12 protein-coding genes are annotated in these 13,896 nt (G+C 54.3%); 6 read left to right on the top strand and 6 right to left on the bottom strand.

What is annotated here, in order from left to right; translation table 11 throughout:
• Positions 1–209: 209 nt before the first annotated feature.
• From A4E33_RS10740 to A4E33_RS10755, 4 genes are read right to left on the bottom strand one after another with little or no spacing between them, the layout of a single operon-like run.
• Complete coding sequence (locus A4E33_RS10740) at positions 210–1,232, bottom strand: Coenzyme F420 hydrogenase/dehydrogenase, beta subunit C-terminal domain (protein WP_292348025.1); 1,023 nt, start codon at positions 1,230–1,232, stop codon at positions 210–212.
• A 5-nt stretch (positions 1,233–1,237) separates the two neighbouring features.
• Positions 1,238–1,981, bottom strand: a complete 744-nt coding sequence (locus A4E33_RS10745; protein WP_292348027.1) for a hypothetical protein — start codon at positions 1,979–1,981, stop codon at positions 1,238–1,240.
• Between the two features lie 2 nt (positions 1,982–1,983).
• Entirely contained in the window at positions 1,984–3,495 is a 1,512-nt protein-coding gene (locus tag A4E33_RS10750; RefSeq protein WP_292348029.1) for a glutamate synthase-related protein, read from the bottom strand.
• A complete protein-coding gene (locus A4E33_RS10755; RefSeq protein ID WP_292348031.1) occupies positions 3,492–4,544 on the bottom strand; it encodes a glutamine amidotransferase family protein in 1,053 nt (350 codons plus the stop codon). Before A4E33_RS10755 ends, A4E33_RS10750 begins: the two co-directional genes overlap by 4 nt.
• Before the next feature lie 128 nt (positions 4,545–4,672).
• Between A4E33_RS10755 and glnA the strand changes: the two genes are divergently transcribed.
• From glnA to A4E33_RS14755, 6 genes are all read left to right on the top strand, one after another.
• Positions 4,673–6,001 (top strand): type I glutamate--ammonia ligase, encoded by a 1,329-nt coding sequence (gene glnA, locus A4E33_RS10760; protein ID WP_292348032.1) that lies wholly within the window; start codon positions 4,673–4,675, stop codon positions 5,999–6,001.
• 202 nt (positions 6,002–6,203) lie between these two features.
• A complete protein-coding gene (locus tag A4E33_RS10765) occupies positions 6,204–7,400 on the top strand; it encodes an ammonium transporter (protein WP_292348034.1) in 1,197 nt (398 codons plus the stop codon).
• 352 nt (positions 7,401–7,752) lie between these two features.
• Positions 7,753–8,958 (top strand): ammonium transporter, encoded by a 1,206-nt coding sequence (locus A4E33_RS10770; RefSeq protein ID WP_292348035.1) that lies wholly within the window; start codon positions 7,753–7,755, stop codon positions 8,956–8,958.
• Between the two features lie 14 nt (positions 8,959–8,972).
• Positions 8,973–9,302 (top strand): P-II family nitrogen regulator, encoded by a 330-nt coding sequence (locus A4E33_RS10775; RefSeq protein ID WP_292348036.1) that lies wholly within the window; start codon positions 8,973–8,975, stop codon positions 9,300–9,302.
• Positions 9,303–9,465: 163 nt separating this feature from the next.
• Entirely contained in the window at positions 9,466–9,825 is a 360-nt protein-coding gene (locus A4E33_RS10780; RefSeq protein ID WP_292348037.1) for a hypothetical protein, read from the top strand.
• Positions 9,826–10,088: 263 nt separating this feature from the next.
• Positions 10,089–10,307 carry a hypothetical protein gene (locus A4E33_RS14755; RefSeq protein ID WP_363054249.1) on the top strand — a complete coding sequence of 73 codons (219 nt, stop codon included), beginning with the start codon at positions 10,089–10,091 and terminating at the stop codon, positions 10,305–10,307.
• Between the two features lie 315 nt (positions 10,308–10,622).
• Here the strand turns inward: A4E33_RS14755 and A4E33_RS10785 are convergent, their stop codons facing one another.
• Together A4E33_RS10785 and A4E33_RS10790 are read right to left on the bottom strand one after the other, a co-directional pair.
• Positions 10,623–11,783 carry a hypothetical protein gene (locus A4E33_RS10785; protein ID WP_292348038.1) on the bottom strand — a complete coding sequence of 387 codons (1,161 nt, stop codon included), beginning with the start codon at positions 11,781–11,783 and terminating at the stop codon, positions 10,623–10,625.
• Positions 11,784–11,934: 151 nt separating this feature from the next.
• Complete coding sequence (locus A4E33_RS10790) at positions 11,935–13,524, bottom strand: FMN-binding glutamate synthase family protein (RefSeq protein WP_363054247.1); 1,590 nt, start codon at positions 13,522–13,524, stop codon at positions 11,935–11,937.
• Between the last annotated feature and the right edge of the window lie 372 nt (positions 13,525–13,896).

A 13,896-nucleotide genomic window follows, 5' to 3' on the forward strand; every position in this document is an offset into this window, starting at 1 on the left:
GCGCCAGCCCTGCCCCCGTTAGGGGCGGGGGCGCATTGCGATGCCTCGGCATTACCTAAACCGGAAATTTCTCCGCGATTGTACTATCGCAACCAGGGGATGCGTAGCGGAGGGGGCGAAGTCTGCATAATCCATCAGGACCATGCAGATTTGAAGAGCTCGAAGAGTTCTTCAAAGCCCCCGAGAGCGTCAACTTTTTTTTAACCCAATTACTTCTTGATGTTCTTCTTTATCTTCATCATTGCCAGCTTCTCGATTGCTGCGATATCAGCACCGGTGCCGGGAATCAGTTTCTGGTTCCTGACGGCGCTGTCCACGAATCCTTTCCCGACAGGATTCCTGATGATCAATGTCGTCATCCCGAATGGACTCCCGATCGCACCGGCGGAGATATCCGACATGACTGCAGTGAGATCCGTACAGGAATGGCAGCCGTTCCGGATACAGGTCTCCAGCTCGGCCAGCGGGACTGTTGCAGTACTGCCATCCTCTTTGAGGATCTCGAGTTTACCCTTGACATCCAGCTTGCGGATCTCGTGCGGCTCAAGCTTGTAATGAGTACGGAGTTTCCCGTGAATGAGTGCGGTATAATCGAAGGTTTCCGTACAGAAGAGGCCTATCACGAGGCGGATCGATTTTGCATAGGGTTTGAGGAGGTCGTTATCGCTTGCGCGGATCCTCCCGAGTGCCTGGACAGCGCAGGGAACCCCGACGACAGCGATATGCCGGAACTTCCGTTCCACAACTGCATTCTTGAGCGCTGCAAGAAGAGGCACCCACCAGCTGTACCGGCTCCCTGCCTGCTGAACAAGCACATCCGAGCGGGTGATGACAACCGACGAAGGTTTTTTCGTCCAGCGATCCTCGGTGACCGTGACAACGGCATCAACCAGCCCCTCATCAAGAGCATTTGCAAGAATTGCAGTCACCGCGCCGCCGCTCTGCCGGTGCGGGATCTCGAATGCTGCTTTCGCCGGTATAAGTTCGAGGTATGTGCCGAGGGTTTCGGCCGGTTGCTCACCCGTACGGGGACAGGCATCAAAACATGCTCCGCAACGCACATTATCCGTCGCCTGTTTGCAGTAACCGGTCGACCGGGGGCTTGTCACCATCTCTCCTTCAGCAAAGGAGAGTGCATCAGCAGGGCAGACGGCAATACATGCCCCGCAGCCGGAGCATTTCCCGGTGTCCCAGACACTGCTTTTCAAATCGAGATAACTTTTTTCTGCCATTTATCTCACTCCCACGTGTACTTGTTCGCAAACGGCCGTGCGCTTGCCGGGATAATCCTCGAATACTCTGCCGCCAGCAGGGGAGCCGGGTCGACCCGGAACGCTTTGGCGAAATCCTCGAGAATGGGTCTGATCGTCTCTTTCTGTTCTCCGGTGAGGGGCTGCTGTTTTGCGCCAACACCGAGATACCGTTCATCAGCTTTCCCACGGATAATTATCTCGCCTCCATGGATGCCGCTGCCGATTCCCCGTTCGCTGACCGGCTCGATCCCGTTCAGGCCGAGAACGATCAGGAGTCCTCCCGCCATATACTCGCCAAGGAATGCCCGCGCGGATCCCCCGACGACAAGGATTGGGCGTTTCTCCAGGTATTGTTTCATGTGGATTCCGCCGCGATACCCGATATTGTCTCGTACATACACGCGTCCGCCCCGCATACTGTGTGCAACTGCATCGCCGGCGCTGCCGTGGATGATGACCTTTCCCTTATCCATGGTGTTTCCCGGCGCATGGTCCGCATTTCCGTTGACGATAATGGTGGGGCCGCTCATGAACATGGCAAGGTCACCCCCCGGGACGCCGTTGATCGTGATCGTCACTCCTTCGCCCCGCAGGCCGTCGCCGATAAACCGCTGGCCGAGCACATTGTCAATGATGATCTCCTTTGCCCCGTTCGCCACGGCCGCCCGGATCTTCTGGTTCAGCGGTGTATACTGCAGATCCTTTGCATCGATCTTCACTGCCCTCATGCTCAGGCCCCCACCGTCTGCACATCGAGAACATTCAGCAACCCTTCGTCCAGCATGTATCCACGGAGCCGGTCCCGGTTGCCCCGCAGGCTTTCAATGCTGTTGATGCCGGCCGCCCCCATCAGTTCGGCCAGCTCATCGGTCCATCCATGGATCAGGTTCTCGACCTGCACGGCGTTCGTCTCCGGGTCGAGACGGGCAACGAGTTCCGGTTTCTGGGTTGCTATGCCCCACGCGCATGTACCCCGGTAACAGGTGCCGCAGACCCGGCAGCCCATTGCCACAAGTGCAGACGTTCCGATATAGACAGCATCGGCTCCGAGACAGATGATCTTGGCGACATCGGCACTCTCCCGGATACCGCCGCTCGCGATGATGGAGACCTCGTTCCGAATCCCCTGCTGGCGAAGTTTTGCATCGACGCTTGCAACGGCCGCTTCGACCGGGATACCCACGTTGTCCCGGAAGACACGGGGTGCGGCACCGGTACCTCCCCGGAATCCGTCGATAACAACTGCATCCGCGCCGGAACGGGCAATACCCGCGGCGATTGCTGCGGAATTATGGACTGCTGCAATCTTCACGAATACAGGCTTCTTCCACTCGGTTGCTTCCTTCAGGCTGCGGACCAGCTGCTTGAGGTCCTCGATACTGTAGATGTCATGGTGCGGTGCCGGGCTGATGGCATCGCTGCCTTCCGGAATCATACGGGTGCAGGATACATCTGCACAGACCTTCTCGCCCGGCAGGTGGCCGCCAATACCCGGCTTGGCGCCCTGCCCGATCTTGATTTCAATAGCGGCGCCGCGCTCGAGATAGTTGATATCCACGCCGAAACGGCCTGATGCAACCTGCACGATCATGTGGTCCTGGTACGGGTAGAGCGATTCGTGGAGCCCGCCTTCCCCGGTTCCCATGAAGGTGCCGATCCTGCTGACGGCTTTTGCCATAGCCGTCTGAGCGTTCAGGCTGATCGCGCCGTAACTCATGTGCCCTATCATGATCGGGGTCTCGATCTGGAGGTTGGGGGAGAGTTTTGTCCGTAGTTCGATATCGCCATTCGGCAGTTGTGTAAGGTCAAGCGACGAGGGCTTCTTGCCGATGTAGGTCCGGAGCTCCATGGGCTCGCGGAGGGGATCGATGCTGGGGTTGGTCACCTGGCATGCATCAAGGACAAGGTGATCGAAGATGATTGGGTACGGTTTGGCATTGCCCATGCCGGACAGGATGATCTTGCCGGTCCTTGCCTGGTTGAAGACGGCCTCGCGCACGTCCCGGGTCCAGACAGGATGGCTCCGGTAATCATTGGGTTTTTCCTCGATCTCGATGGCATCCCGCGGGCAGAATGCAATGCACCGGTGACAGGCAACGCAGTTCCGAGAATTGATCCGGATAGCGTCGCCTTCGCGGCGAAAGACGCCATACGAGCAGTTGTCGATGCAGCGGCCGCAATTCATGCATTGTTCCGGATCGATCCTCACCCGGAATTTCAGGGGAGTACTGCCGATGCTCATGTCCAGACCCTCCCTATCACCGGCTCGCCGGCCCTGGGCATCGCGATGTTTTCTACACCGGGATCGATCCTCCGAATCGCCGCCTCTTCGCTGGATATGAAGAGCCGGTCGCCACTCTCTCCGGAGACCAGGGGGCGGAGCTTGATCCGGTCCGTAAACCCGACAAGCGAGTTCTCATTGGCCACGCAGATCGCAAAGGGCCCGTTCATGAGAGCGGAACCGTAGGTAAGACGGAGTGCCCGGTTGAGCTCCTGCTCCTTCGCCGGCATACGGTCTATTTCTTCCCAGAACGGCGGGGCGAGTGCCCGGACCGCCATCTTCTCCGAGAGCCCGTGCTTCCTCACGAGCAGGTCGACGAGGTAGGCAACGACTTCCGTGTCGGTATACATCGTGCACTTGTACCCGTAACTTTCTATGTACCGGCGGTTGGTGCCATAGGAGGTGATCTCGCCGTTGTGGACAACACTCCAGTTGAGGAGGTTGAACGGATGGGCCCCGCCCCACCAGCCGGCTGTGTTCGTCGGGTATCGGTTATGTGCGAGCCAGAGGTATCCCTTGTAATCCTGGATCCGGTAAAAGTTCGCCACATCCTCTGGCCAGCCTGCTGCTTTGAAGACCCCCAGATTTTTGCCGGAAGAGAAGATCAGCGCCCCGTTCTTCTCGCTGTTGACTTTCATGACCAGGTGCGTGATTATATCCTCTTCAGGTGTGGTGCTTTTCGGCATGAGGGTCCGGTCCGGCCGGAAGAAGTACCGCCAGGGGGTGTGGACCTTGCGGAGTCCGGGCTGCTCGTAGGTCTTTATCTGCTCGTCATGGATGATGGTTCCCCACTTCTCCAGCTGGTTATCGAGTGCGGCCTTGTTCTCCCGGATATTATCGAAGAAAACATGGAGTGCATAGTATTCCTTATAGTCAGGATAGATCCCGTACGCAACATATCCCGCTCCTTCTCCGCTTCCCCGCTCATCCATTGATGCGAGAGCCTCTTTTATCCTGGAGCCGTCCATCAGCTGGCGACGCCGGTCAATGACACCAATAATACCACACATATTATCACAATGGAAACTGATCCAGTACTGTTGAACATCTGTTCATGGCGATATGAACATTCGTTCAGTTGTGCAGCTACATTGGCTCAATAGGTATAAATATGATTGGGTGGAACATGTCTTCCAATATGTCAGCAGACGTAACAAAAACGCTCAAAAAAATCGAGGCAGATAAAGTAAAATTCATCCGCCTCCAGTTTACAGATGTCCTTGGAATGCCGAAAAATGCCGCTATCCCGGTGGCACAGGCAGAAAAAGCACTGACGGATGGAACCTGGTTTGACGGGTCCTCGATTGAAGGGTTCACTCGTATTGAGGAATCCGATATGCTGCTGAAGGCCGATCCGGCATCGTATGCGCTACTGCCGTGGAGAACTGCGGAAGGAGACAGTGTTGCCCGGTTTGTCTGCGATGTCTATACGTATGGCAATAAACCGTTTGAAGGCGATCCGCGTTATGTTCTCAAGAAAACCATGGCCGAAGCTGCAAAGATGGGTTTTGTTTTCAATACGGGGCCCGAACTTGAGTTTTTCCTTTTCAATCTTGTCAATGGCAAGCCGACCACAGAATTTCCTGACCTTGGCGGGTATTTTGACCTGGCGCCAAACGATGCCGGGGAGAATGTCCGGCGTGAAATTGTTCAGTCGCTCACCCAGATGGGTTTTGAGATTGAGATGTCACACCACGAGGTTGCACCGAGTCAGCATGAGATTAATTTCAAGTATACTGATGCAGTCACGACTGCGGATCGCGTCATTACCCAAAAGTATGCTACACGGGCAATAGCCCTGAGACACGGACTCCATGCTTCATTTATGGCAAAACCCATTGCCGGTATAAACGGTAGTGGCATGCACACTCACTGTTCTCTCTCGAAGGGCGGGAAAAATGCTTTCTTTGATGCGGATTCTGAGAAAGGTCTCAGTCAGACCGCATTGTACTTCATCGGAGGTCTCCTGAAGCATGCCAAGGCTATCACCCGTCTTGCGAACCCGACCATCAACTCGTACAAGCGGCTTGTGCCCGGATATGAAGCACCTTGTTACATATCCTGGAGTACTACAAACCGTTCAGCCCTCATCCGTGTTCCCGCTGCTCGCGGTAATGGTACCCGGACGGAATTCCGCAGTCCCGATCCGATGTGCAATCCCTACCTGACGTTTGCGTGCATGCTTGCATCCGGTCTCGACGGAATTAAGAACAAGATTACTCCTCCCCCCAGCACCGATGTCAATATTTATCATCTTGACCAGAAGACGAGGAAGAAACTTCATATCGATATGCTTCCCGGCAGTCTCATGGAGTCGCACCAGGCATTGCTGAAGGATGAGATTCTCTGCAATGCCCTTGGCAGCCACATGGTGGAAACCCTTGACCGTATTGCAACAGCAGAAACCGATGCCTTCCGGCTCGCGGTCCACCCGTGGGAGCTGGACCGGTACCTGGCAACCTATTAATTGTAAAAATTTTTTGAACAACCGGTGATTTTCGGACTTGTAATCCCGCAAGGATCGCCAGGGCGTTCTGTCTGTATGATTTCATTCTGTACGACATAAGAAAAATATGTCCGTACCGGGCATCACCGTGCCGGAAACCGCATGGTGTGTGCGCAGAGTGGAACGGGACTGCCTGAAGCGATCACCGGATAGCGGTGATACAATGACGATGGATACAGGAGTTACCTGCTGGCTGATGGTCTCGGCACTGCTGGTCATGCTCATGACCCCCGGTGTCGGCCTTTTTTACGGCGGACTTGTACGGAAGAAGAATTTCATCTCCATGATAGCGCTGTCGTTTGTAAGTCTTGCTCTCGCGAGCATCCACTGGGTGCTGATCGGGTATTCGCTTGCATTCGGGCCAGATATCGGTGGAATTATCGGGGATCTGGATTTCCTGGGGCTCTCGGGGGTCAGTGCTGATGCCGGTTCCGGTATGTATCCCCAGCTCGTTTTCATGGTATTCCAGCTCTTCTTTGCAGCTGTGACCATCACGATTGTCACGTCCGCGGTTGCAGAACGGATCAAGCTCTCGTCCTATATTGTCTTCTGTCTTGCCTGGCTGACCGTTGTCTACTGCCCGCTGGCCCATTGGGCGTGGGGCGGGGGCTGGGCCCAGCAGATGGGGCTGATCGATTTTGCCGGGGGAACGGTTGTTGAGATTTGCTCCGGTTTTGCCGCACTGGGCCTTGCCTGCGTGATCGGGCGCCGGGCTGGCTATGGCAAATATGCCCTGGAACCGCATAACATCCCGATCGCGCTTGTCGGTGCCGCCCTGCTCTGGTTCGGCTGGTTTGGTTTCAATGCGGGCAGCGCCCTTGCGGTGAACAGCAGTGCAGCGGTTGCTTTTGTCAACACCAATTCGGCGGCTGCAGCAGGTACGCTTACCTGGATGTTTGCAAGCTGGTACCGCGGTAAGCCGAGTTCGCTCGGCATGGTGAGCGGGGCTATCGCCGGCATGGTTGCCATCACCCCGGCCGCCGGTTTCGTAACGCCGCTTGTCGCGATTTTTATCGGGGCTGTGGCCGGTGTGCTTTGTTATTTCATGATGCTTGTCAGGATCGGGCAGAAGTTTGACGAGAGTCTCGATGCCTGGGCAATTCATGGGATGGGTGGCCTGTGGGGCACCCTTGCCACGGGTCTCTTTGCCGTAGCCGCGTTCGGTGGATATACCGGGTTGTTTGGCGGAAATCCTCACCAGTTCTTTGTCAATGCACTTGCAGCCGGAGTAGCTGTAGCATACGCGTTCTGCATGACGTATCTGGTAGGATTTGCTATCGATCGTACCCTGGGACTGCGTGTTACCGAAGATGAAGAATATGTAGGACTGGATATCTGCCAGCATGGCGAACGGGCATAGTACCAGTGCGCGATAGTACCTGGTAGTTTCTTTCTCAATTTTTTTTAAAAACCCTGATCTGCTTATTCCAGATGATTCACGAAGATCCGGCCAGGATTTTGAGTTTTTGTTTCCTGATACCGGATGTAGTTCAATTAGTAATATTTTTAAATGTAGGAATACAACTTCCTTCCTACAACTATACAACACTGTAAACCCGAACTGACAGGAACCAGCACGGGGGCTGATGATTCGGCGATATACCGGATTTTTCCTCCGGTAAGTATCGTTACCTGGAATCAGTCACCACAGGTCTGGTTGGGGATAATTTAAGATGTGGAAGAATGCAGAACTCAAATTTATGGTGAAATGAATGGCAATTGATACAGGAGCAACAGCATGGATCCTCGCCTCAACGGCACTCGTCATGATCATGACGCCGGGCGTTGGTCTTTTCTACGGGGGTCTTGTCCGAAGGAAAAACTTCATCAACATGATCACCCTGTCGTTCGTTGCCTTTGCACTCGTCAGCATCCAGTGGGTGCTGTTCGGGTACTCGCTGGCATTCGGTACGGATATCGGCGGGTTCATTGGCAACCTGGAGTATATCGGTCTGAACAATGTGGGTATGGAACCCGGTGCATTCAGCTCGGTTATCCCGGGACTGCTGTACATGGTCTTCCAACTGGTCTTCGCGACTGTGACCATGGCGATCGTCACCTCAGGGTTTGCCGAGCGGATTAAGTTCAGCTCGTACCTTGTCTTTGCCCTGATCTGGACTACGATCGTGTACGATCCGCTGGCCCACTGGGTCTGGGGCGGCGGCTGGGCTGCGCAGTTCGGTGCGATCGACTTTGCCGGCGGCACGGTCGTCCACATCAGCTCCGGGTTCGCGGCACTAGCATTGGCACTCGTCATCGGCAAACGGGTCGGGTACGGCAAGTATGGTATGGAACCGGCTAACATTCCCTGGTCGATTCTCGGTGCAGCGCTCCTGTGGTTCGGCTGGTTCGGGTTCAACGCAGGCAGTGCTGTTGATGCAAACGGCCTTGCAGCACTGGCTTTCGTGACCACTAACACGGCCGCAGCAGCAGCTGCGATCTCATGGACGCTCGTTTCATGGGCGCATGGCGGCAAACCGAGCTCGCTCGGGTTTGTTTCCGGTGCAGTAGCCGGTCTTGTCGCGATCACTCCTGGTGCCGGTTTCGTCACCCCGATGGGGGCAATCGTCATCGGTGCAGTAGCCGGTGCGCTCTGCTACGGTATCATGCTCTGGCGGCAGGGGAAAGAGATCGACGAGAGCCTCGATGCCTGGGCAGTCCATGGCATGGGGGGCCTGTGGGGTGCCCTCGCAACGGGGATCTTTGCCGTGGCTGCGATCAACGGCAAATCGGGGCTCATTGAAGGCAACGTGAGCCAGTTTATTGCACAGGTTGCAGGTGCCGGCGCCGCGGTCGTATACGCTTTCGTAGTAACCTACGTGCTTGCGGTCGTCATCGACAAGACGATGGGGCTGCGTGTCACGGAAGAGGAAGAGTATGTCGGCCTTGATATCTCGCAGCACGGGGAGCGCTGCTGAAAGGAGGGAACATCATGAAACTGGTAAAAACCATCATCAAACCCGAGCGGTTCGAATTCGTCAAGAAAGCACTGGAAGACAAGGGATTTAAGGGCATGACCATCACGGAGGTCAAGGGACGCGGGGAACAGAAAGGGATCACCCTTGAGTACCGCGGCGGCCTGATGACCGTCGACCTCCTGCCCAAGATCCAGCTCGAGATCGTTGTCAGGGATAACGAGCTGGACACCCTGATTGGCACCCTCATGGAATCAGCCCGCACCGGGAAGATCGGGGACGGCAAGATCTTTATCATACCGGTCGAAAAGTCCATCAGGATCCGGACCGGGGAAACGGAAGTCTGAGGACTTCCGGAAAATATTCCGGTTTTTTATTATCCTTTTTTACCGTTCTGTTGCATGAAGAAACCATTCCGTGATAGAAATTTATTTATACGCAGGAACAATACTTCCTTCGTACCTTAGATCTGTACCGCACGTGCAGATCAGGGAAAGGAAGTGGGGGAATATGGCTACTGCGCAAAAAACCAGCGGTATCGAACCGATACCGCGCTATATCATGCCGGATGCATCAATTCCGGATTATGATGAGATCCTCGAGCAGCTCCAGGAATACCAGCGCTCGCTGATAGGATCGTCATACTACTATATCCGCGTTGAAAACGATCGGATGTTCCTGTGCCGGATCCTGCCCGGCGGGGGAAAGATCTTCTACCATGAGATCGTGGATCACGAGAAACACGGGATATCGGAGGATGATCTGGAGGAAGCCGTCTGTCTCGATACCGGCCAGTTATCCAAAGAAGGATATCACCAGATATCACCGCATATTGAGTCGAAGCTCCGGGTTGTCCTGGACTACCCGTAACCCGGGTGATAGCCGGATAACTACCATGAAATCGCCGACCCTCGGATACCTGCGATCAGCGATGAGAATCGTGAAGATTATCTTCATGACGATCTCTCTTCACCGGACCTGCCGGGTAACTATCCTTTTTCCCGGTACATCGAACAAAAATAACGCATACTCTTCACCGATCAGCGGATTTGTCCGTTGAGGTAAGCGTAAGGAACGGGTTTTTCTGGAGAATTTCCATGATCTCACAAAATTATCCGGGCGACGGTCCGGTCATGATTGCCGCACAGAAATCTTTTGAGACCGGTAATGCCAGCCACATCCTGGTTCTGGTACCGGAAGAATCAGGAAATACGGTAAGGAACCTTCTGGAAAAGGCATGCTGCCAATATCGTATCCGAAAGGATTCCCGCGACCCGGCGATAGTATCATACTTCAAAACGGTCATCCGTCTTTGTTCCACCTGTACAGGAACAGATCGGGAAAATGGTTAACGCCGCAGATCCGTTGCCCTCTCTGTGGATTGAGACTGTGTTCTCTGTCCCATGCAGACAGCACTACAGGAATTGTAAAAACATGCGGCATGACGGGAGTAAAAACCCGGGCAGCGGGGAATTATCCGTCATGGCAGAACATCAGGGAAAACCCGTGAGTATTCATGGGAGCTTGTATAACCGTTTTTTTTAATTCTCCATGTGTTCTGTTATAACCGGTCCCCTTCCTTCGGGATCAGGATTTCAAAACGGGCCCCTTTGCCCGGTCTCCCTGATGCCGGGCGTTGGAATGAGAGGATCTCTTCAGAAGTTTTATTACTTTTCCGGTAAGTGTCGCGGCCGCTCACTGATGGAAAATGCCTCGATAACCTGCAGCGTGATCCGCGTACCGAGCGTTGGCTGGATTGTTTCGAGCCAGAGGAAGAAGCCGACCTTAGGCGGTGTTGGCCGCTCGAACCTGAAGTGCCCGTCCTTCATCTGGATCATCTTGTGATATTCCTTTTTCTGTTTCGATCGCAGGTAAATAATCAGCTCATACCCCGGCAGATCCGTTGCTATAATTGCTTTCGAATAGAGTTTCGGGAAATCCTCCGGTGTGATGGTCCTGCCTTTCACGGTCATACCGTACGTATCGCAGACAGCTTTGATTGCCGGAGGGAATATGCCGCCGTAGAGCACTTTTTTCACCAGTTGCCCGGTCTGGTCCGTGATGGCCGGCCGGATCCGCCCGGTTGCCCGGGAGATCTCGGAAAAGAGCCGGTTCCTGACCTCATCGTGATATCGTTTGTAATCAAACGGGTGTTTCATCGGGATATCGGTGGCCCGGATCAGCTTGGGATGGTTCTGCGGCAGATTGTAGATGATACGCGGCCGGTAATGTTTTACCAGCGACTTGATCTGTTCGCAGGAGCTGGTGTGGATAATTGCATTTGTCCGGTCTTTTGCCAGTCGCTTGACAACGGTGTAATTGGACAGATCGAATGATGAAACCAGCAGGAACGGCGTGACCTTCTGGCCGTAGAGGTACCCGAGCAGTTTTTTCTTGTACGCGATCTCGATTTCAAACTCTTTCAGGTCCGAGGGGGAAGTGACAACTTCAGCAAACGCAACATGGTTGTCCGAATCGACGAGCAGCATGTCGAACTCGGCGAGGTCCTGCCCGTTTCCCCGTATCGTGATATCCCCGTACTTCGAGTAGAACAATCCGTTCTGCCCGATCTTCACGTTCTCCCGCCGGTCCGGCGCATCGGCCCCTTTCATCGCAAGGTATTTGATCGTATCGGACCTTTTCGAGATGTCGAGGAACATCTCGTACACGATCGCCTCGAACCATCGTCCCTCTGCAGTCCGCATCGGTTCAATGTCAGGGGAAAAGAGTTTTTTTCTTTCATGTTTGTTCATGTGCCGCGTAGCATTGATGGCGATTGCCGCAGTCGGTTTGAAATGCCGGAAATTTGTATTGAGCCACGGGATCATGATGTGTGTACACAAACTGCGCCGTAATAGTAATTAACAATCTGCACAAAAACCCGGGTCTCCCAGGACCGGACACTTTAAAAGAAAAAAAATATGGCCGGGGGAACTCCCGGCACAGACATAACGTACCAGTATGTCAGTAATGGTCGTTTCAGTCAAGCAGGGCGCCCATGGCCTCGTCATACCGTGCAGCCATAACATATGGGATGCCCGATACTTCGGATGCTTCCTCGGTCAGTGCCATCAGATCGTCGCGGCTGATGGTGGAGAGCCGGAAGTTCCTGCTGCCAGCCATAAGCTGCTGGAGGCCGGTGCGGAACTTGGATGCATGGGTGTAAATACCAACTGCACCCATCGGGATCTCCTTCATCTTGTTCCCATATTTCTCCTTGAGTTCTTCGTAGGCAACGAAGATCTCCGGAATGCTGCTGCCGTACTTGGATACGGACTTCGGGAGTTCTCCGTCCTTGATCCACTTCTCGATGTTCTTGCCCACGAATCCGGGGATCATGAGGGCACGGCCCATGCAGACCGCCTTGAAGTACGGGCTGCCCATAGCAAGTGCCTTGAAGACACCGGGCTCATCCGAGAACCCGCCGGCCATGGCGAGGTCGGGGACGCGGTATCCTTTCTTCTCGAGCTTCTGGGCGAAATCGTAGGTGAGCGACTGCAGGTAGAATGTCGGGATACCCCACTCGTTCATCATCGGCCACGGGCTCATGCCGGTACCGCCAGGAGCGCCGTCGATGGTCAGGAGGTCGATCCTGGCTTCGGAACAGTACCGGAGGGCCATCGCGAGCTCTACCATGGAGTACGCACCGGTCTTGAGCGTGACACGCTTGAACCCGATGTCGCGGAGCCGGTCGATCTCCTCAAGGAATCCTTCCTTGGTGACAAAGCCAAGGCGCGAGTGGCGCTCGAACTCCTTGATGGCGCCGGCCTTGAACGCAGCCTGGTTCTCCTTCACGGTCGGATCGGGAAGGACAATGTAGCCGCGCTTCTTGAGCTCGATGGCGCGCTCAAGGGTCTTGACCTTGATCTCGCCGCCGATGCACTTTGCGCCCTGTCCCCACTTGAGCTCGATGGTGTCGAGGTTGTGTTTTGAAGCAACGTACTCGGCAACGCCGAGGCGGGTGTCCTCGACGTTCATCTGGACAAGGATCTCGCCGTACTTGTTGTGGAATTTCTTATAGGTGTTGATCCGGCGATCCATCTCGGGAGATTCCTTGACCTTGTGCTTGGCGTCAAGCTTGAGGCCCGGGTCGATACCACAGACGTTCTCACCGCAGACAAGCGTAATACCGGAGATTGCTGCACCTACTGCGAAGTGCTCCCAGTTTGCCCGTGCGATCTCCGTTGAGCCGAGTGCGCCAGTGAAAATCGGAAGTTTCATGCGCACTTTCTTGTCCCAGCCGTATTCGGTCTCGGTGTCCACGGAAGAGAAAACCGCTGAGTCCGGACCGATCTCGGTTCCTTCGGGAAGTCCCTTTGCTCCTTCAGCATATCCCTGGATATTCAGGTGCGAATAATCGATCGGGTAGTTCTTGTCGGCACCGGCCGTGATCTCCCCGAACGGGCCGGGGTAGAGAACCTCGCGGCCGCGGAATGATGATAACCAGATCTCACAGCTGCCCTTGCAGCCGTCCATACACCGGGTACAGATACCGGAACACGGCACAACACTCCGTGACCTGTTGACAGTCCCCGTTGCTTCATTTGCATTTGGCTGTCGCAGATTCATGAAAACACTCCATGGAAATCGTACAATTTCCCTCGATAATACGAAGGTTTCGTCTGAGCGATAATACTTCTCAAACTAAAATTTATTAAAACTCGTTCGGTAATAAGCGCTTGCTTTCCACCCTATTATAAGCGTTTCGATTTGAATAGGTATTGGAAGCTGATTTTTTTACAATTTTCTTTCAAAATCGGTAAAAAAATTAAAATTGTATGCTGCAAAACTCAGGAAAACATTGGTATTTCCTATGGCAGTGAAAGCCGAAGGAGAATCCCGGTGGTTCTTCTTCAACAGACGACAGGTAGTGTCTCTATATTGCTGTAAAATCAGCAGCCTCAGTATCCAAGGATATCATGTCACTCTTCACAGATAAAT

This window comes from Methanoregula sp. PtaB.Bin085 (genome assembly GCF_002067035.1).
Lineage (GTDB): Archaea > Halobacteriota > Methanomicrobia > Methanomicrobiales > Methanospirillaceae > Methanoregula.

Excerpts from the sequence above, each read along its gene's own strand:
- A4E33_RS10740 (WP_292348025.1), bottom strand. The coding sequence starts at position 1,232 with ATGGCAGAAAAAAGTTATCTCGATTTGAAAAGCAGTGTCTGGGACACC.
- A4E33_RS10745 (WP_292348027.1), bottom strand. The coding sequence starts at position 1,981 with ATGAGGGCAGTGAAGATCGATGCAAAGGATCTGCAGTATACACCGCTG.
- A4E33_RS10750 (WP_292348029.1), bottom strand. The coding sequence starts at position 3,495 with ATGAGCATCGGCAGTACTCCCCTGAAATTCCGGGTGAGGATCGATCCG.
- A4E33_RS10755 (WP_292348031.1), bottom strand. The coding sequence starts at position 4,544 with ATGTGTGGTATTATTGGTGTCATTGACCGGCGTCGCCAGCTGATGGAC.
- glnA (WP_292348032.1), top strand. The coding sequence starts at position 4,673 with ATGTCAGCAGACGTAACAAAAACGCTCAAAAAAATCGAGGCAGATAAA.
- A4E33_RS10765 (WP_292348034.1), top strand. The coding sequence starts at position 6,204 with ATGACGATGGATACAGGAGTTACCTGCTGGCTGATGGTCTCGGCACTG.
- A4E33_RS10770 (WP_292348035.1), top strand. The coding sequence starts at position 7,753 with ATGGCAATTGATACAGGAGCAACAGCATGGATCCTCGCCTCAACGGCA.
- A4E33_RS10775 (WP_292348036.1), top strand. The coding sequence starts at position 8,973 with ATGAAACTGGTAAAAACCATCATCAAACCCGAGCGGTTCGAATTCGTC.
- A4E33_RS10780 (WP_292348037.1), top strand. The coding sequence starts at position 9,466 with ATGGCTACTGCGCAAAAAACCAGCGGTATCGAACCGATACCGCGCTAT.
- A4E33_RS14755 (WP_363054249.1), top strand. The coding sequence starts at position 10,089 with ATGATTGCCGCACAGAAATCTTTTGAGACCGGTAATGCCAGCCACATC.
- A4E33_RS10785 (WP_292348038.1), bottom strand. The coding sequence starts at position 11,783 with ATGATCCCGTGGCTCAATACAAATTTCCGGCATTTCAAACCGACTGCG.
- A4E33_RS10790 (WP_363054247.1), bottom strand. The coding sequence starts at position 13,524 with ATGAATCTGCGACAGCCAAATGCAAATGAAGCAACGGGGACTGTCAAC.